Annotated in this window: 20 protein-coding genes; 5 read left to right on the top strand and 15 right to left on the bottom strand. The window is 44.8% G+C overall.

The genetic code is table 11. The features are described 5' to 3' along the window. Positions 1 to 159 precede the first annotated feature (159 nt). The gene (locus tag DOE51_RS19245; protein ID WP_210415529.1) at positions 160 to 480 is read left to right on the top strand and encodes a hypothetical protein; all 321 of its coding nucleotides are present in this window, start codon (positions 160 to 162) and stop codon (positions 478 to 480) included. A gap of 121 nt (positions 481 to 601) precedes the next feature. After that, entirely contained in the window at positions 602 to 916 is a 315-nt protein-coding gene (locus DOE51_RS12790) for a hypothetical protein (protein ID WP_142696947.1), read from the top strand. A gap of 53 nt (positions 917 to 969) precedes the next feature. On the opposite strand, the gene DOE51_RS12785 is transcribed toward DOE51_RS12790, so the two are convergent. From DOE51_RS12785 to DOE51_RS12775, 3 genes are read right to left on the bottom strand one after another with little or no spacing between them, the layout of a single operon-like run. After that, positions 970 to 2,853: a hypothetical protein gene (locus DOE51_RS12785; protein WP_142696946.1), complete on the bottom strand. Its 1,884-nt coding sequence runs from the start codon at positions 2,851 to 2,853 to the stop codon at positions 970 to 972. Between the two features lie 58 nt (positions 2,854 to 2,911). After that, positions 2,912 to 4,312 carry a HAMP domain-containing sensor histidine kinase gene (locus DOE51_RS12780; RefSeq protein ID WP_142696945.1) on the bottom strand — a complete coding sequence of 467 codons (1,401 nt, stop codon included), beginning with the start codon at positions 4,310 to 4,312 and terminating at the stop codon, positions 2,912 to 2,914. Next, on the bottom strand, positions 4,309 to 4,986 hold the full coding sequence (locus DOE51_RS12775; RefSeq protein WP_142696944.1) for a response regulator transcription factor: 678 nt from the start codon (positions 4,984 to 4,986) through the stop codon (positions 4,309 to 4,311). Before DOE51_RS12775 ends, DOE51_RS12780 begins: the two co-directional genes overlap by 4 nt. Positions 4,987 to 5,211: 225 nt before the next feature. On the opposite strand from DOE51_RS12775, the gene DOE51_RS12770 reads away from it, so the two are divergent. Further along, the gene (locus DOE51_RS12770; RefSeq protein WP_142696943.1) at positions 5,212 to 5,481 is read left to right on the top strand and encodes a KH domain-containing protein; all 270 of its coding nucleotides are present in this window, start codon (positions 5,212 to 5,214) and stop codon (positions 5,479 to 5,481) included. A gap of 2 nt (positions 5,482 to 5,483) precedes the next feature. On the opposite strand, the gene DOE51_RS12765 is transcribed toward DOE51_RS12770, so the two are convergent. Next, positions 5,484 to 5,927 carry a Dps family protein gene (locus DOE51_RS12765; protein ID WP_142696942.1) on the bottom strand — a complete coding sequence of 148 codons (444 nt, stop codon included), beginning with the start codon at positions 5,925 to 5,927 and terminating at the stop codon, positions 5,484 to 5,486. 98 nt (positions 5,928 to 6,025) lie between these two features. Beyond that, the gene (locus DOE51_RS12760; protein ID WP_142696941.1) at positions 6,026 to 6,964 is read right to left on the bottom strand and encodes a hydrogen peroxide-inducible genes activator; all 939 of its coding nucleotides are present in this window, start codon (positions 6,962 to 6,964) and stop codon (positions 6,026 to 6,028) included. A 25-nt stretch (positions 6,965 to 6,989) separates the two neighbouring features. On the opposite strand from DOE51_RS12760, the gene DOE51_RS12755 reads away from it, so the two are divergent. Continuing rightward, positions 6,990 to 7,682, top strand: coding sequence for a protein-L-isoaspartate O-methyltransferase (locus tag DOE51_RS12755; RefSeq protein ID WP_246845081.1), 693 nt, complete (start codon positions 6,990 to 6,992; stop codon positions 7,680 to 7,682). Between the two features lie 26 nt (positions 7,683 to 7,708). On the opposite strand, the gene DOE51_RS12750 is transcribed toward DOE51_RS12755, so the two are convergent. From DOE51_RS12750 to DOE51_RS12705, 10 genes are all read right to left on the bottom strand, one after another. Further along, on the bottom strand, positions 7,709 to 8,023 hold the full coding sequence (locus DOE51_RS12750) for a transcriptional regulator (protein WP_246845080.1): 315 nt from the start codon (positions 8,021 to 8,023) through the stop codon (positions 7,709 to 7,711). 9 nt (positions 8,024 to 8,032) lie between these two features. Continuing rightward, positions 8,033 to 9,349: an OmpA family protein gene (locus DOE51_RS12745; RefSeq protein WP_246845079.1), complete on the bottom strand. Its 1,317-nt coding sequence runs from the start codon at positions 9,347 to 9,349 to the stop codon at positions 8,033 to 8,035. Positions 9,350 to 9,511: 162 nt separating this feature from the next. Beyond that, the gene (locus DOE51_RS12740) at positions 9,512 to 10,147 is read right to left on the bottom strand and encodes a sulfite exporter TauE/SafE family protein (protein ID WP_142696940.1); all 636 of its coding nucleotides are present in this window, start codon (positions 10,145 to 10,147) and stop codon (positions 9,512 to 9,514) included. Continuing rightward, positions 10,144 to 11,550: a cytochrome c oxidase accessory protein CcoG gene (gene ccoG, locus DOE51_RS12735; protein WP_142696939.1), complete on the bottom strand. Its 1,407-nt coding sequence runs from the start codon at positions 11,548 to 11,550 to the stop codon at positions 10,144 to 10,146. Before ccoG ends, DOE51_RS12740 begins: the two co-directional genes overlap by 4 nt. Continuing rightward, on the bottom strand, positions 11,547 to 12,101 hold the full coding sequence (locus DOE51_RS12730) for a cbb3-type cytochrome c oxidase N-terminal domain-containing protein (RefSeq protein WP_142696938.1): 555 nt from the start codon (positions 12,099 to 12,101) through the stop codon (positions 11,547 to 11,549). The genes ccoG and DOE51_RS12730 overlap by 4 nt, the downstream gene beginning before the upstream one ends. Next, the gene (locus tag DOE51_RS12725; protein WP_142696937.1) at positions 12,088 to 12,270 is read right to left on the bottom strand and encodes a CcoQ/FixQ family Cbb3-type cytochrome c oxidase assembly chaperone; all 183 of its coding nucleotides are present in this window, start codon (positions 12,268 to 12,270) and stop codon (positions 12,088 to 12,090) included. Before DOE51_RS12725 ends, DOE51_RS12730 begins: the two co-directional genes overlap by 14 nt. Continuing rightward, positions 12,267 to 14,390, bottom strand: coding sequence for a cytochrome-c oxidase, cbb3-type subunit I (gene ccoN, locus DOE51_RS12720; RefSeq protein ID WP_142696936.1), 2,124 nt, complete (start codon positions 14,388 to 14,390; stop codon positions 12,267 to 12,269). Before ccoN ends, DOE51_RS12725 begins: the two co-directional genes overlap by 4 nt. Beyond that, complete coding sequence (gene ccoS / locus DOE51_RS12715; RefSeq protein ID WP_142696935.1) at positions 14,387 to 14,542, bottom strand: cbb3-type cytochrome oxidase assembly protein CcoS; 156 nt, start codon at positions 14,540 to 14,542, stop codon at positions 14,387 to 14,389. The genes ccoN and ccoS overlap by 4 nt, the downstream gene beginning before the upstream one ends. Next, positions 14,539 to 16,800 carry a cation-translocating P-type ATPase gene (locus tag DOE51_RS12710; protein ID WP_142696934.1) on the bottom strand — a complete coding sequence of 754 codons (2,262 nt, stop codon included), beginning with the start codon at positions 16,798 to 16,800 and terminating at the stop codon, positions 14,539 to 14,541. Before DOE51_RS12710 ends, ccoS begins: the two co-directional genes overlap by 4 nt. A gap of 74 nt (positions 16,801 to 16,874) precedes the next feature. Next, entirely contained in the window at positions 16,875 to 17,585 is a 711-nt protein-coding gene (locus DOE51_RS12705; RefSeq protein ID WP_142696933.1) for a Crp/Fnr family transcriptional regulator, read from the bottom strand. Positions 17,586 to 17,800: 215 nt separating this feature from the next. Between DOE51_RS12705 and DOE51_RS12700 the strand changes: the two genes are divergently transcribed. Then, a complete protein-coding gene (locus tag DOE51_RS12700; protein WP_142696932.1) occupies positions 17,801 to 18,658 on the top strand; it encodes an HNH endonuclease family protein in 858 nt (285 codons plus the stop codon). The last annotated feature ends 5 nt before the right edge of the window (positions 18,659 to 18,663 follow it).

Below are 18,663 nucleotides of genomic sequence, written 5' to 3'. Positions count from 1 at the left end.
CTGCAAACAATTGTGACCTTAAATGATGCAAAGAATATGGAGGACTTGTCGGAAGGTCGAGGAATCTCCTTTAGAGATTCTCTGGGCGGCGCCTTGTTTTGAGACTTCCATCTACGCTCCATCTTATTTGCCTATGCTTGTGTGAAAGAGGAGAGTGTTATGAATACAAAATTCACTAGAGCTTCTCTGATGGTTGCTTCGGTTGTGGCGCTGACTTCAATGGCCCATGCAGCAACTTCAGACAGCTCACAAGATGCAAGAAGAGCCGCTTTCGAGGAGTGCGCAACCGCCGCAGGATTGAGTCGACCCGAAGCAGGTCAACGTCCTACGGCACCAACGGACGAACAAAGACAGTCATTGGATGCGTGCTTGAAAGCCAAAGGCTTTGAGCCACCAACACGAATGGGTGGTGGAGGTGGTGGTCGTCCCCCAGGTCCTCCTCCTGATGGTTTCGGTGGTGGCGGTTCTGGAGTCGAATAGCTTTTAAATTTGTTAATTAATATGTAAAAAGAAGAGGGAGTTCACAAGACTCCCTCTTCTTATTTGCATCGACCACGCTTTTTCACTACAACAATCCAAAATTATTTTTTGCGAGGTTCCTGTGAAAAAAGCATTATTGGCAGTAGGTTTGGTGTGCACTTTCGTTTCTCCAGCATTTGCGGGCAGAATGAAAGAAATCTATATCGACACTCGTGAAAGCGTTTTGGACTATTTGGGTTTTGATGAATCAATCATCTCTATTGAAGGCATGAAGTTCGTGCAGGTAGAGGGTGTTGATCTAGCAGTGGAATCTATCGCGCGTGGTTTTTACAGCAGAAACTCTCCAGCGCCGACGTTTAAATGTCTGACGATCTTTAAGAAAACAGACACTGACAATTACTCGGTTGTCGGAACTAAATGTCAGCAAATTCCATAAATAAAAAAAGGGAGTCGAAAGACTCCCTTTTTAGTTTCTGAATTTTGCTTTTACTAGCGGCCCGTTGCATTGATCGTTGTTGTTGTCGTTGTCGGCGCGGGGATTGTTGGAACCAATGTTCCGTAAGAAGTTGTTCCCGCCGTCGTCAAACCACCAATCGGATAAGTCGTATAACCAGAAGAAGTCAACGTACCCGTCGTACTTCCAATGTATCCTGTTGTCCCGTAGCCGTATTGAATCGACTGCATCTTATACATCAAACTGTACATCTCTTGTTGCAGGGAAGAGATCGTTTGATACTTTTGCATTTGTTGTTGAGTGTATTGTTGGTAGTACTGCATCTGCATTTGCATCGCTTGTTGTTGTAACTGCATCATGCTGGAATCGCCCATCATCGAGCCATAACCCATCATCATTCCCGAGCTTGTGAGTCCGCCCATCATCATGCCTGAATTCATCAAGCTTCCCATCATAGTGCCGTAGCCCATCATGGTGCCCGAACTCATCAGGCCTCCCATCATCATCCCGGAATTCATCAAGGAGCCATAACCCATCATTGAACCCATCATGTTTCCGTAGCCGGTCATACCACCCATCATAGAGCCCATCATCATGCCGCCGTTGATGATTCCGCCCATGCCCATCATCGAGCCATAACCCATCATGTTGCCGTAGCCCATCATATTTCCGTAACCAGACATGCCACCCATCATAGAGCCCATCATCATGCCGCCGTTCATGATTCCGCCCATGCTCATCATCGAACCATAACCCATCATGCCGCCCATACCGCCGTACATGTTGCCGCCGAGTGCATTCATGCCGTTCATGCCCCAAGGGCCCATACCACCCGTGAACATGCCGCCCCCCATAGTGTTTGCGCCCATCATGCCTTGCGGATAGCCAAAAGCACCGCCGACTCCAGAGCTAGAACTGCCGCAACCGAAACCACCTTGACCGGTGCCACCACTGATCGCGCCGTAAATACCTTGTGCGAAGTAGGGAAGACCGTAAGACCAAGTTGGATAACTTTGTGTGGGCCAACCTAAGTTTGAGTTCGCCTCTGTCACCATTTGTTGTTGTTTGTAACCTACGTAAGTTGCAAGGGCACCAGTACCAATATTCGCGATAACATTGGCCCAATCAGTTTGTGGTTTTTGATACGTGTATCCGTTGCCTGAAGCGATACACTCAACACACACGCCACCTTCAGTTGAAGTGTTGGGTGAACTTAAACCATCACGTTTCGCTTGTAGAGCATCTTCTTTAGCGTCTTTCAAACGATCTTGTTCGCTCTTAATTTGACGTTCGATTTGTGCGATTTCACGAGTCAGTTTATCTTTTTGTAGTTTTTGTTTGCGATAATCGCTTAAAGATTTACGGCAATCTTCGGCAGAGTTTGTGCCTTTTTCTTCATTGCGGAATTTGCGCATCGTGCAGATAGAACCTGACACTGCACCGGATTTGCTCTTATCACAGATTTGCGACCAATCACCGACCGAAAACGGTTCTGTCGCTTCAGTGCCCGGGGCTTGAACGGCAGTTCCACCTTCATCACCGGATGCGATGGTTGAATCTTCGCCGCCGATGCCTTTATATTCCATACAGCTACGACCAGTATCTATATGATTAATAACGAAGTCAGCGTAGTCGGCGGAAAGAACATCATTAATGACGGCAAGTGAATCACGCATGTCGCGTTTTTCCAGGCGGCTTTTTTCTGTCGTCTTTTGTTTCTTTTGTTTTTGCAGCTCTTGAATGGCTTGTTGGATCTCTTTTGTTTCGTCGTCCTGACTTTGAGCTCCGTTGCCAGCTTGCTTTTGATAAGAGCAACCTTGTGTACCGCCGTACATTCCAGTGCCCCACATTGAAGAGGTCTGCGCCATTGCCGGTAATGAGCTCAGTGAAACGAACAATAAAACTAATTTGCCGAACATAGTTCCCGCCTTTGATATGGATAGAAGCTTAGCGGGGAACTATTTAAAACTTGTGGAACTAGACTCTGGGTAAAGTGAAGCTGACTTTGCTGCCTAATACCTGGTCTTGATTCAAGACGTTTTCCGCCCGTAACTCACCTGAGTGCAGTTGAACGATTTCGCGCATGATTACTGAACCGATGCCGACGGAAATTCGCTTATTGTCGGAGTCTCCGGATAAGACACGGCTTGCTTTTTTGTAGCCAAATTCTTTCAAAGCGCGCTCAGAAAATCCAGGGCCGTCATCTTGAATGCTGACGACAAGCTTTGCACCTTGTTGCTGTAGATCCACGATCACTTTGCCTTTAGCAAACGATGATGAGTTCTCGAAGGCGTTACGAAGCATGCGATCGATCAACTTGGTAGAGCCAATCACAATGGTTTTATCGGGGTCTAGGTTTGTGCGAATTTCAAAGCTCAATTTAGGATAGCGAGTTTTAAAGACGTGAATCTGTTCCTGCACGCGTTCAATCAAATGAATCTCTTCCGTGCCCAAAGAGTATTTAGGTTCTGTGATCTGGGCTAAGAATAACAAGTCTTCAACCAGGTTTCCGAAGTATTCGACTTCGGTGAAACATAACGACACGACTTCGTGACGTTTTTCTTCGGAAAGACGTTTATCTGCCGTCTTCAATGTTTCAAGGAACGTTTTTAAAGAAGCCAGTGGAGTACGTAAATCGTGGGCAAGGTCTTGCAACAATTGCCTGCGCGCGTGATCGGATTTACGCATGTTTTCAACGAGATGTTCAACGTCGTCAGCCATTTGATTGAAAGCATCCACCAGGGGAGCCAAGTCTTCGAATTTTTTTGTCGGCATACGCGCGGAAAGATTTCCGTGCTTCATTTTCGCCAAAACTTCCAAAGCTTCCAAGGCGCGTTCACGATATTTCGAGAACTGATAGAACAAGGCGACGGCCACAGAGATAAGCGCACATGCCGCTAAACTTCCAACCGTGATCCACATCAAATGCGATGGGCGATTCACGGGGGCTTTAAAGGCTGTCACGAAAAAGACGTTGTCTTTCGTGGTTTTTGAGATGTCGAGATTTTTATAAATACTTTCCGTATTCAAACGGATTTGTACGGGTTGACCTGAGAGGATCTCTTCAAGCTGATCTTCGGCAAGAGGTTGTTCCAGCAGTTTGCCGTCATCCAGCAGATTCTGACCTTCTTTATTGATCAAATAGAAGCGGAATGGCTCTGTTCCATCCATCGAGGCTCTCATCTTAGGAACTGAGACCATAGGATCTTGATCAAGGTCGCCCATGATGTGGCGTAGGAACGGAGACGGGCGGATGATCATCTGACTTTTTTCGTAACGCGTGTACAAGTACGACGACGCAAAGCCAATCATCACGAACACCAAGACGATCGATGCGAAGGGCAGATAGTTCTTTCTAAATAACGGCTTCGTGATCATACGGTTTTCTCAAGGCGGTAGCCTTGGCCATAGACAGAAATGATTTTGATATTGTTGATCCCGTGTTTCGTCAGACGCGTGCGAATATGGCTGATGTGCGAATCAACGGTGCGATCAAAGATTTCTTCGCCCGATGAAAATGCTGAAATCAAACGTTCCCGGGAAACAATTGTTTCCGGTTGCGAAAAGAAGACCATCAAAATTTCAAACTCACGACGGTTCAGCGGAATGAAGGTGTCGCCAGATTTCAGGACTTGTTGGTTTTTGATCAAAGTCAGTCCTGCATAACGAATCAAATCCAGTGAAGGTTTCTTGTCAGAAAGCTGATTTTTTATTCGCGCAAGAACTTCGCGATGACCGAACGGTTTGCGAATATAATCGTTAGCGCCATTTTCAAAGCCTTGGACAACACTTTCTTCATCCGTTCGCGCAGTCAAAAAGATGATCGGTGTTAAAACTCCTTCACTGCGCAACCAGCGAGAGAACGTAAAACCATCACCATCGGGCAGGTTGACGTCGAGAAGATAAAGATCCGAGCGAGAAGAGTCGGCAAAAGATCTGCGAGCCTCTGCAAGTGATTGAGACCAGCGCACTTCATAGTTTTCAAGTTCCAGTTGGAGTTGAATTGCTTTGCCTAGAATTGGATCGTCTTCAAGTAGGAAAATCTGCGCCATAAGTGCTCCCGTCAGAGAGTTTGTTGCCCAATTGTGGCGTGAATGTGGAGTTCCGTCAAAAGTCTTAAAACGAAACACACTGTTCCATTTGAGTTTACAAGTTTCCACGCTCCCGTTTGTGCCAGGAACATTTTGGAACAATTCCTAGGCTAGTGGAGTGTGAAAGCCTTTGCCGCACAGAAGAGGCTCTGACAACAATGTGAGTGTAAGTAGCATGGAGAGTGCATGGTAGTTGATACGATTAGCAATGAAGTACGTCAGAGAATCGCAGAAGTTCTAACAACGGTAGTTACAGAAATGACATCACCAACTGCGGGAGTTGAAGTCACTTATGCTAACGGTGATAAGACAACAACTTACAAAGTGGTGTTAGCGCAAGAATACCGAGGCAAATTGATCGGAAGCCAAGGCAAAAATATCACATCACTAAGAAATATCGTCGGAGCGATGGCAGGGAATAATGGATTCCGTGCCATCATTGAACTCGTTATTTAATTTTAAGAGCGGTGACTGCGAATCATCCACGCTGCTTTTTCATGGAACGTGATGAGATCTTCGTACAAAGTCACCGCATTCGTAACTTGATTTTCTTCCGCCTCTTCCAGGCGTTCTTTGAATGCAGCAGCCAATTTTGTGTGATCCGAAGTCAAGGCTTCAATCATTTGGCCGGCGCTTTGTTTGTCTGCCGGTGCTTCTTGAATTGACGACAAAGTTTTAAACTCTGTAAAGCTGCCGGGTGCGCGTGTATTCAAAGCGCGCAAAGTTTCTGCTGTCGAATCCACATATTCGGAAATTTCACCATATTGAGCTTCAAAGAGTTTGTGCAAAGAATAAAACAGTGGACCTTCGATGTTCCAGTGATAGTTCTGAGTTTTAGTTTGCAAAGTGTATTCTTCAGCCAAAGTTTTTTTCAAGTTTTCGATAACGCCAGTTGTGTTCATAAAGTCCTCCCAATTCGTGTATTCTGAACAAGAATGATTCTATGCCTGTTGTATTGAAGTGAAAATTACTCTTTTCCTATCATCACTATAGATAAAAACTATAAAGGGCTAATAGCCTTATAGTGACTGCCTTTTTTAGTAGCAACTTCTGCAGGCAATTGACGCTGAATCTCTTCGCTAAGAGCTTTTAAAAGCGCTTTACGTTGGAAATGAGGCCCATGCAATACACTTACTTCGCGAGTCGGCGTCGTTCCTGTAAATTCCTTAAGACGCTTCTTGTCTTTAACGTCTTGGGACGCCAAATACGGAAGAAGTGTAAAGCCACTTCCTTGGTCGACAAGTTTTTTTAGAGTTTCTAAACTGCCACTTTCAAAACTGAAACTTTTGTCGGCCGTATAGACTTCTTTTTTGCGACACAAGGCCAAACTTTGCTCGCGGAAACAGTGGCCTTCATTCAATAAAAGCACATCGTTCAACGATAAATCTTTTTCATCAACGGCGCGTTTATCAGCCAGAGGATGAGTTTTCGACACGTACACCAAGAAGGGTTCATAAAAAAGCGGATGAACCGCGATATTGACGTCATCAATCGGACTGACTGCTAAGCCTAAATCAATCGAGTTATTGCGAATCTTATCAAGCATCGCTTGCGTTTCAAGTTCTTCGATACGCACTTGCAAACGCGGATGAGCTGCTAAGAATTTTTTTAAAAACAACGGCAACAGATAAGGTGCTAGTGTCGGGATAATTCCTAAACGAAACTCGCCAACAAGTTCACCTTTGTTTTCATTCACCAACTCTTTTAAGTGAGCTGCATCTTGAATCACCAAACGGGCTTGTTTTAAAACGATCAAGCCCAGCGCGGTTGGGCGCACGGGTTGCTTCGTTCGATCAAAAAGCGTGACCCCTAAATCTTCCTCTAACTTTTGAATTTGCATGCTGAGTGTGGGTTGAGTGACGTGGCATTGTTGAGCTGCGTGGCTAAAGCTGCCAGTATCAGCGACTGCAAGAATGTATTCGAGTTGAGTGAGTGTCATAATACAATATTGCAGGGACCCCAAAATGCTTGCAAGCTTAATTGTGGATCCAAGAATCGAGTCATTTCAAAATGCATTGATTGAAAAATCTTTACCACTTTCAGAAAGAGTGGTGGAAGCATTCTATTCTTTCCCACGGCATCTCTTCGCATCGAAGTATCCCATTGAACAAGCTTACTTAGATCGTCCTCTATTGCTTTATGACAAAGCTCCGTATCTATCGACGATTTCTCAACCGAGTTTTGTCTTAAGAATTTTGGATATGCTGGAGCTGGCGGAAGGACAACGCGTTTACGAGTTAGGAACGGGCAGTGGTTGGAATGCTGCCCTTCTGTCTTATCTTGTCGGGCCCACAGGAAAAGTAATTACTTCGGAAATTATTCCGGAACTTGCGAAGTCTGCGCGTGAACTGCTGCACAATCTTGACGTCGAAAATGTGGAAGTCTTGGCGCAAGACGGATTTGAAGTGGCGGAAGAAAAGGGACCTTTTGATCGCATTATTTTTACTGCGGGAGCCGACGAATTTCCCACGCAGTTGTTTGCAAATCTGAAAAACAGTGGAGTCATGGTTTTTGTGCGCAAGCGCAATCATCATGCCGACATGTTAGAAGTTATCAAAAAGAAAAATGGCCAAGCCGAAACAAAGATCTCGATGCCATGTTCGTTTGTGTCGGTGGTTCGTAGCAAAGAATCCCGCCAAGAAGACGGGACTCTTTAAAAAAGGGTCGGTGAGCAGGGCCTTCCTTAAGGAGTTTTAGGAATATCACGCTCGGATTCCTTTTCAGGACTTGGTGAAAGTTCCAAAACTCTTTCCTTTTTTTGTTTACTTAATTCACGTTGTGTTTCTTCCGGCTCTTCATAGAGATGATATCTTTCAGCCATCTCTTCGATCCGTTCACTGGCATCTTCGATCTTCATTCCAATTTTGCGTTCAAGAAGATCCATCAGCGATGCTTTACTGCCTTGAGTGCTGTCGATGTCGTTTTCAGTAAGTTCATGCCACTTCGACATGAGTTCACGTTTGAGGTCCGTCCAACCGTGGCCAGGAATTGTTGCCATAAACACCTCCTATCGAGACAGCGGTTCAATGATGATTTCGATGCGGCGGTTTTGTGCGCGACCCGTTGCTGTCTTATTGTCGCTCACTGGTTTTGTGGAACCTAAGCCAACCGCTTCAACATTGGCTAGTGTAACAGCTCCGTTCGCGACGAGATAGTCTTGGACCGATTTCGCGCGTCTTTCGGAAAGAGTCATATTTCTATTCGGATTTCCGGTTGAATCTGTATGTCCTTCGACAATTACTCGAGCTGGTCCCGTTGTCTCAATGGCTTCGTTCACACGCTCAAGCAGGGCTTCATTTTTTCGTCCCAACGAAGCTTGGTTGGGTGGGAACTGCAGTGATTTCAAACGCAATGTCACACGGCCTTTTTCAGTGAAGACTTCGGCTTCACTGGGTTTGAATTGGCTGCGAATATTCGCGGCTTGATTGATCAGCATTTGACTGCGTTGCAGTTCAGCTTGTTGACGAGCCATCTCGTTCATCTCTGCTTCATTCATGTTGTTTTCTTTGCGCAAAGAGGAAATGGCACGCTGTTGTTTTTCTGATTGTAAAACCAAGTCTTCGGTGTTGCCTTGTTTCACTTTGTTCATCACTTCAACCAGATGCAAAGATTCGCGGGTAGCGTCTTGCGAAGCCTTGTTGATCGCCATCGCATTACGCGGATTCGCAGCGATAATCTTCGCGGCATTTTGATATTTCATTGTCGCTGCCGTGTAAGATCGAGGCGCCATTTTTTCAGCTTTATCTTTTTCAGCAGCTTTTAAATTATTATCAGCCTGACTTAATACACGTTTTGTAACCGCATCGATTTCAAGTTGTCGGTACTCGCCAATGATCGCTGCGGATTTTTTATCGGACGGACTTAAATTTCCTTTTTCAATACTTTTAGTCACGGATTCTAACTCTTTGCCGACTCTGTTCCAGTCGCGAGGATAGGCTTCATTCGCACCTGCGATCATCGCACCACGACGGGCATCTTGAATTCCAGGCAGTTGGCGTATCGCAAGCTGAGTGGAGTCAGCGGCTTGTTTTAAATAAGTACGAGAATAAGAAATCTGCTCTAAGATATCTTCATTCGATTTGCCGGACGATTTTTTATCGATGGCTTTATTCAAGGCTTGTTCCGCTTTAGTGAAATTCGTAGGCGATAACACGTCCATTTGACGCTCACGAGCTTCATTGATCAGCTTTTGAGTTTTTTCAATTTCGGCAGCAGGGTTTGCCGTTTGAGCGATCGGAATTGCATTCGGTGGAGTGCTTGCGCAGCCAATAAATCCAGTTGCTAACATGAAGACAAGCAGGGCTGAGATTTTTTGCGGAAACATAAATTCCTCCTTAAGGAATAAATAAGTCATCCACTCATCAAATTAAACCGAGCACGGTTGGAAGGAAATTGTTTTTGAAATTCAAGAAGGCTTGTATGCCCGCGCACAGAACGACAATTCTTTAGATCAGTCCAAATTCTTGCAGGTAATTTAAGAACTGGCTTAATGAAGAGTCATAAAACTGAACACTGAATACAGTCCCGCCAAAATAAGAACACCACCTGCGACTCGTTGTTGGGGGATAGGTGCTGATTGAATTGTTTTTCTGACCATTGTTGGAAGAGCTGAAAGGGCAGGCATTCCACCTAACCAGAACAAACTCATAATCATTGCGCCGGCAAAAGGACTGCGAGTTGCAATCGCGGCAGTGACATAAGTGTAAAGCCATCCGCAGGGCAGAAGCGCCGTCAAAAGACCAACGATGAAGGCTGATTGATTCAAGTGAAACTTTTGAATGCGATGAAGAAATTGAAAAAGAAAATGCCCCTGTATGCGTGGCATGTATTTCAAGGCAAAGCGCGGGGCCAGCCAGCGTAAACCCATAAAGATCAGCATGAACGAAAATAAAAAGGCACTGACATAGCGAAGAAAGATGAAATCGCTATTTAAGAAAAACTGACCCAACGATCCGGCAAGAATTCCCAAAGCGACATAAGAAAGAAGGCGGCCCAGATGATACCACACCAAGCCCTTTCTTTGCGCCATCAAGCTGGCGATAGGACCGCACATACCGGCACAGTGCCAACTGCCTAAAAAACTTGATGAAAGAATGCTGACAGCAATGATCAGTGTGCTCATTCTTTGGGACCTACTACAATAATTTCTTTTTTAGTTTTGAAGTTTTCTTTTGCTTCTGTGTTCTCGACCCAAATCAGACCTTTAAGCTTGCCATTTGCACCCTGAAAAATCTTTGGATTTGAGCGTAAGAAGAAGTACCATTCGTGACTTTGACCGGCCTCAAGGTGCAACGGATTTTCACCGACGGTTAATTGAATGCCTTTGTCCAATAAGGCTTGATCCAGACTTAATCTATAGTCCCCAGCGTGGTCTGACTGATTTTGAATATGCAGTTTAAATTGATTTAGAATGACTTCTTCACCGGCTTCATTTTTGACGAAAGAATACGGCAGGCCCTGACCACGTAACAATGTTAAATCGACGGGCTCTCGAGTTGAAAGGGCGTAAGTTAAGCCGCCAGTCATTAAGAGTATCGCGGCAAGATAAGCTAAAGAACGAGGGCGTTTCAGTGTGATTTTACTGCCGTCCAAAGTGTCATAACGGATGAGACCTTTTGGTTGTTTGGTTTTTTCCATGATCTCATCACAAGCATCAATGCACGCAGTACAAGCGATGCACTCCATTTGTAAGCCATTGCGAATATCGATCCCTGTCGGGCAGACTTGCACACAGCGATTGCAACTGACACACGAGCCTTGTTGAGATTTATCAACGCCGGGATTTTTACGTGGTTCACCGCGTTTGACATCGTAAACAACGGCCAATGATTTCTGATCAAGAAGCAAGGATTGAATACGGCCATAAGGACACATGATCACGCAGAACTGTTCACGGAACCATGCGAAGTCAAAAAGAATTGCCGCAGTAAAAATGAAGACTAATAAAAAATACGTCCAGTTCTCTTGCGGTGGTTTTTGCACCATCTCTGCCAATGGGTCTGCACCGACAAAGTAAGCAATAAAGGAATGAGCAATCAACGAAGAGACTATAATGAATAGAATCCACTTCGCGCCGGACTTAAAGACACGCTCGCTATTCAGTGGACCTTGGCGCAATTGTCGACGTTTAAGATAGTTGCCTTCAGTCCATTCTTCAATACGGCGATAGACGGCATCAATGAATACAGTTTGGGGGCACGCCCAGCCACACCACACACGACCCCAAATGGAAGTGACAAAGGCTAATCCCAAAGTCAAAGTTCCTAAGACAAAGAATAATAACGGAGCATCGTGCGATTTTAAAAATAACCCAAAGAATGAAAATTCGCGATCTGCGATATTAATAAAAATACTTTGTCTGCCGTGAATTTTAATCCACGGCAGAGCAAGAAAGATCGTCAGCAATACCAATTGGGTCCAGGTGCGATGCTTGCGATAGAAGCCACGCACTTCGGCAGGGATGATGTTGACTCGGTCCCCTTGTTCATCAACGGATGTTAAAATGCTGGGATCTAATGGGTTCATGGGACTTCTTCTCCTTGAGGAGCTTTGGCTCCTGGCGGATTGCTACCTTTTTTAGACAAGATGAAAGCAGCAACAGCATAGACTTCTTCTTTTTTCATAACAGGTCCCCACGGTGGCATACCTTTATCAGAGACACCGTCGCGAATGGTTTTTACGATATCCATGCGCGTGCCTTTGCCATGCAACCAGAATTTGTCAGTCAGATTTGGACCGATCAAACCTTGCAACTCGGCGCCGTGGCATGCGGCACACTTTGATGCAAACGTGCTTGCACCTAATTGCACAATGCCATCTTTTTTGAAGACTTCCGCTAAAGACTCTTCTGTCTCCATCGGACTTGCTGATTGAGCAGCAGCTTGTTCTTTTTCAAGTTGCGCCATCGCGACACTGAGCTCTTCCTTCAAAGTCGGACCACCGGCAAATTGATAGTGGATGAAGTACATGAAGCCAAAAATAATTGTGATAAAGAACGTCCACAACCACCAAGTCGGAAGTGGATTGTCGTGCTCGACGATACCGTCATACTCGTGATGTTTGTTAGATTCGCTCATACGCTAATTCCTCGTCGTTAAGTGGGATCTGTTCCATGCGTTTGTAATAGGTTTTACCTTGTTTGCGGTTCACCCAAATGACTACGCCAACAAAGAACAAGAAAAAGATCAGTAAGCCCACGGCCGTTAAATAGGTGTCTGTGAAGTACAATAAGCCGTCTTGTTTCATTGTGCTTTTCCTTTCTGACCTAACGATTGAAGGTAGGCGATCAAAGCGACGATTTCTTTTTTCTCAAGACCTTTTGGTCCGCCATTTTTTTCTAGATCGGCGGCAATTTCTTTAGCTTGTTTTTGTGCGTGAATATCTGCATTCGCGACGATCTCGTCACCGTAAGGAACGCCTAAAGTTTTCATCACAGACAGATCTTTTCGAAGGACCAAGAAGTCTGTGTCTTTTTCAGCCAACCACGGATAGTTCGGCATAATTGATTTCGGAGTCACCGCGCGGGGGTCCATCATGTGACTTAAGTGCCATAGATTTGGATATTTCTTACCCAAGCGAGACAAGTCCGGGCCTGTACGTTTCGAACCCCATTGGAAGGGATGATCGTACATAGACTCTTCAATTGTCGAAGCTTTACCGTAACGAAGAACTTCAGAAACAATCGGACGAATCTGCTGCGAGTGACAGACGTAACAGCCTTCTTTGATATAGATACTGCGACCCGCAAGCTCAAGGGGAGTGTAAGGGTCCACGATATTGGCTGGCGTAATATATTTATGCAACGACAGTGTTGGATAGATCTCAATCACAGAACCCACTGCAATCGCAAGGAATGCCAAAACCGAGAAAGTCAAACCCATGCCTTCAAGATTGCGATGGCTTTCTTTAGAAACTTCATCATAACCACTGCGCACAACTTCTTGAGCAACAGCTTTTTGTTCTTTCGGAGCAAGTTTGATTGTTTTGTAGATGTTGTAACACATCAACGCAAAACCCACGATGAATAACAATCCACCTAAAGCACGCACCCAGTACAATGGCACGATACGCACCACTGTTTCGATAAAATCAGGATACATCAAAGTGCCATCTTTATTGACGGCTCTCCACATCAAACCTTGAGTGATGCCGGCAGTTACCATCGAGATGTAATAAAGAAGCACACCGGTCAAACCGATCCAGAAGTGATTCTCTAATAATTTTTTAGAGTACAACTGTGTGTTCCACAATTTTGGTACAAGATAATAGATCATACCGAAAGTAAGGAAACCATTCCAACCAAGCGCGCCCGAATGAACGTGACCGATAATCCAGTCTGTATAGTGACCCAGTGCTGAAACTGATTTGATGGAAAGAAGGGGGCCTTCAAAAGTCGCCATACCATAGAAAGTCAAAGCGGCTACGAAGAATTTAATTAACGGCTCTGTACGAAGAAGGTGCCAAGAACCTTTCAACGTCAAAAGACCATTGATCATGCCACCCCAAGACGGTGCCCACAACATGATCGAGAAAACCATGCCCAGAGTTTGTGCCCATTCTGGCAAAGAAGTGTAAAGCAAGTGATGGGGACCAGCCCAGATATAGATAAATACTAATGACCAAAAGTGCACAATCGACAAGCGATACGAATACACCGGTCTGTTCGCTGCTTTTGGTACATAGTAGTACATCAATCCCAAGAAAGGAGTCGTCAAGAAGAAGGCAACGGCATTATGACCATACCACCATTGCACCAGGGCATCCTGGATGCCGGCGTACACTGGATAAGATCTCATGAAGCCAACAGGAATTTCGATAGAGTTTACAATGTGCAAAACTGCGACTGTGATAATCGTTGCGATATAGAACCAGATCGCAACGTACATGTGTTTTTCACGACGTTTGCGAATTGTTCCAAAGAAGTTGATCGCAAAGATCACCCATACCACGGCAATGGCAATGTCGATCGGCCATTCAAGTTCAGCATATTCTTTTGCTTGCGAATATCCTAATGGCAAAGTGATTGCGGCAGATAAGATAATTAACTGCCAACCCCAGAAATGCATTTTAGAAAGCAAGTCCGAAAACATGCGCGTTTTCAACAAGCGTTGCGACGAGTGGTAAATACCCGCAAAGATCGCATTCCCTGCAAAAGCAAAGATCGCCGCATTTGTATGAAGCGGGCGAAGGCGACCGAAGGTAATCCATTCAAGATTCGCGTTCATCGGCCAATAAGCCAATTGTAAAGCTGCCAGTAATCCGAAGATAAATGCAGCGGCGGCCCAGATCATGGTAGCCAGGGTGAATTTCTTAACAATGTCGTCATCGTAAAATATTTTTTCGATGACAGAGTTCGATGTGTTCACGATTTGTTCCTTTCGTTTTCATCTTTTAAAATTCGGTGTGCAGGAGTCTCGAGGTCATCAAATTGACCTTTGGATGTCGCCCACAGGAAGGCCGAGACAAAGCCAACTCCCAGAAGCAGGGCCATGGGGATCATCAGAAATAAAATGTTCATCGGAACCCCCACAGCGCGGATGCGATAATAACGATTGAACTGATCGGCATCAGAATCGCTGCCATCATCGGATTGATAAATCCAAGCAAAGCCAAAACGCCGCCGATCGAGTTGTAGACCAAAGAGATTGTTAAGTTTCTAACTAAGACTTTGCGCGCTTGTTCCGCGACGCCCAGGAAATCTAAAAGAGGAGTCAAACCACCGCGTGTGAAATAGACGTCGGCACTTTGCAAACTGAGATCAACACTGCCTTTCACTGCGATACCCACGTCGGCTTTTTGTAATGCCAAAGAATCGTTAGCACCGTCACCGATCATGCAAGTGCTGGTGTGCTGCTCGATCAAAGTTTTTTTATCTTCCGGGAATAATTCACCAAAGCTATGATCCTTCTGAATGCCACAAGCTTTCGCGATAGTTTGAACACGCGAACATTTGTCACCAGATAACAGGTAAGTCTGTAAACCACGCTCTGTCAAAGTGCGCACAAGTTGTGCCGAATCAGAACGAAGATTGTCGACAAAGTAAAGACGACACAAGCTGTGATGATTTTTGAAAACTTCAATACCGATTTCAGAGTCATGAGTTGTTTCTGACAAGTGACGGATCTCGTAAAGGTCTTCGGCGATGTAACCGTGAACGCCTTTACCTAAAATTTCATCAGCCGCTAGAACTTTAAAAAGTTCGCCGTCTATTTTCCAAGCTTTGCGAAGTGCAAAAGCCACCGGGTGGTAAGAATGAGCTTCAAGACTTAAGATGACTTTACGAAGATCTTCAGAAATAAATTCTGGAGCCGTATGCACCAGGCTTAAAGAGCCTTCAGTCAAAGTTCCTGTTTTATCGAAGAAGATGTTTTTAACTTTTAAAATGCGTTCAAGGCTGTTGGCGTTTTTAAGTAAAATGCCAAGGCTTTGTGCTTTTTTAAGGGCCAGGCCTAATGTCAACGGTGACCCGAACGCCAAGGCGCAAGGGCATGCTAAAACGATCAATGCCAACGAACGATGAAAGGCCTCTTCAACATTGATGAAAGAGTAAACGGCAAAAAACACAATCGCGATCGCAAACACTGTGATGATCAGCTTTTGTGCGAGGCGGTCTGTCAGAGCTACGAATTGACTTTTCAAATAAGCATCTTGATCAAGTTGCTTAAACAACTGACCCATTTTGCTTTCTTCAAATGTCGATTGCACACGAACTTGAATGGATTCATCTAAAACTTTCGTTCCCGCGAATAAGATCATTCCGGAACTAAAATCTTTAGGTAGTGATTCACCATTATATAAAGACAAATCCAAAGTTGCCTGCGAACTGACAAGCACAGCATCAGCAGGGATGTTTTGTTGACGTTTCAACGTCAAGAGATCGCCGGCTTTCACTTTATTCCACGGAATAAATTCGTCACCCAGTTCTGTATGGCGAAGATATTTTTCACCTTTAAAGAAAGAAGACGAGCGGGCAGGAGCTAAATAATTTTGTTGGACCCGTTTTAAAAGATAGCGCGCACCCAAGATAAAGAACAAAAAACTTGCAGTGCTATCGAAGTAAATCGCGCCTTCACCACGCACAAGGTTGAAAGTGGAAAGAAAGAATCCAGATAACATCGCAATCGTAATTGGTAAGTCGACATTCACGACTTTGTACTTCAAAGAATTCCAAGCGCCTTGATAAAAAGGCACAGCACTGTAAAACAAAATTGGCAAGAACAGTGCGAAGCTTAGCCAATGAAAAGCTCGAGCCCATTCTCCTGCTAGGCCTGCGTAGATGGGCACCACGAAAAGCATCGTGTTACCAGCGCAGAAACCGGCAACTCCGATGCGCATAAGAAAACTGCGATTTTCTTTTTTGTATTTTTCAACCAGATCATCTTGGGGACCCAGCAAACTTGGTTTGTAACCAAGCTCTTGGATCGCTAACGCCACTTGGCCTAATGATTTGCCCTCTTCAAGATGAATCGCGACTGTGGATTGACCGAAGTTCACGCGGGCTTCGCGAACTCCGTCACAAAACTCAGGAAGTTTTTCTAATAGATGAACACACGACGAGCAGTGCAGACCTTCGGCAAAGAAAATGTAATTAAATTCACCGGATTGACGGAAAGTTTCGCGAAAGTCGTCTTTGTCTAAATAACTAAATGGATTTTCAGCGCTTAAGTGAAGAGCTTTAGAAATTCGCTGATCAAGAAGTTCGCAAGCATCACAGCAGTATTCTTTCTGTGAAAGAACTCCGCAGTATTTGCATTTATTCTGTATCGCCAATTCCATCTGTCCGCCTTGGTATCCCTATAATCGGGGACAACGGTGGCGGATAACATGATGGCCATCAGCTTGGGGTGGAATTACACCCCAGGGGTGGAGGCTCTAATTTTGAGTTTTTCTTTAGATAAGATGCGGATATTACGGCCATCTGTTTGGTCAACCAGGCCTTCTTTTTCAAATTGAGACAACGTGCGGATCACTGTTTCAGGCGTTGTTCCTGCCCATTGTGCGATCTCGCGACGTGTCCAGTTCTGATGAGCGAAGTGATCTTGCAAGAACAATAGAGCGTCAGCAATACGTTCTGCTGCACCCTTGTCCATTTGCCCCATCCACTTTTCTTCAGCGACACGTAGATCCTTAGAAATATGCTCAAGCAATTTCAACGCAATCTCTGGATACTTAGAAAAGATATTCATCATGTCAGCTTTAGAGATAAAGCACAGTTCGCAGTCTTCAACGGCAACCGCTGACGCATGATAAGGTTCGTTTGCAAACATCGAACGATAACCAAGAGCCGCACCCGGTCCCATCAAACGCAATGTGTGCGCAGACCCAGACGGGGATGTGACCTCTAATTTTACTAAGCCTTTTTGAATTGTGAAGATACCGATCGGATCGTTGCCGGCATAAAAAATGGTTTGCCCCGCTTTAAAGCGCGCAGTCACTTTAGCTTTATCGATAATGTCGATGGCGCCAGGGTGAGAGCAAATCAAACTTTCATCTTTCATGTCACAGAACTGACAAGAGCTGGAAGTTGAACTTTTATGACAATCGGACTTGGTATTAGACATATTTATTAGTTTAGCAAAAATCTTGCGTTCTCGTCGGAAATTTCACTGACCGTAACATAATGCGAACGGCGCATATGGTCTAGTAAAAGAACACTTAACAAAAGTCTAACAATAATCGAGTTGCCAATAGTCGAAGGTCTGTTTCTAATGGGGAAACCGGCTTGTTCTGCAACAGGATGTTTCACTTAGCAGGCCCCAAATGGACTTGGAGATGTATGAAAAAGCTTCTTCTAGTGATCGCTTTAACAACATGTGGCATGAAAGCCTTGGCAGAAGACAGCCAGGCGTTAGGAAATAATACTCGTTACGACGACTATTATACTGTCAGTGAAGAATCGACTTCTTCTTCCGATGAGGCCGCAGCTCAGTTGAATCCCATTAACTCCGTTGAAAATATTTTTTCCAATGCGCCAGAGTGGGTCAGTGATCTAAAAGCCAAAGTTTTTTCTCTGCTCCAATTTGCACATCATAATGAAACCTATGGCGATGTGAACGAACCCTATAATCGCAAAAAACATTTCGGTACGTGGATTAACGATAAACACGATGACACTTGTTACAATACGCGTGCGAAAGTTTTGATTCGCGATTCATCGACGGAAGTGACGTTTACAAGTTCAGGTTGCACGGTCAGCACGGGCACATGGGATGAACCTTATGCAGGTCACCACATCACAAAAGCTAGCGACATCCAAATCGATCACTTCGTTCCTTTGAAAAATGCCTATGTGAGTGGCGCTTATAAATGGGACTATTCTAAACGCTGCTTGTACGCCAACTTCTTAGGAAACAGCTTTCATTTGATTTCTGCAGACGGTTCGCAAAATGAAAAGAAAAGCGATAGCTCTCCAGAATTGTACATGCCGCCGAATAAAGAATACGCCTGTCAGTACTTGCAACAATGGTTGAAAGTGAAAATGATTTGGGAGCTGGGTCTGACTCCGCCAGAAAAAGACGCGGTTGTTAAATTGATCGAGCAAAATCGTTGTGACCTGAAAGGCTTCGTTTATTCAGCGCAAGATCTGAAAGCGCAAAGAACCTTTATGGCTGACAACATGAATTTGTGTCAGTAATTTCA

Source organism: Bdellovibrio sp. NC01, from assembly GCF_006874625.1.
GTDB lineage: Bacteria > Bdellovibrionota > Bdellovibrionia > Bdellovibrionales > Bdellovibrionaceae > Bdellovibrio.
This window is presented reverse-complemented; position numbering and strand designations above follow the sequence as displayed.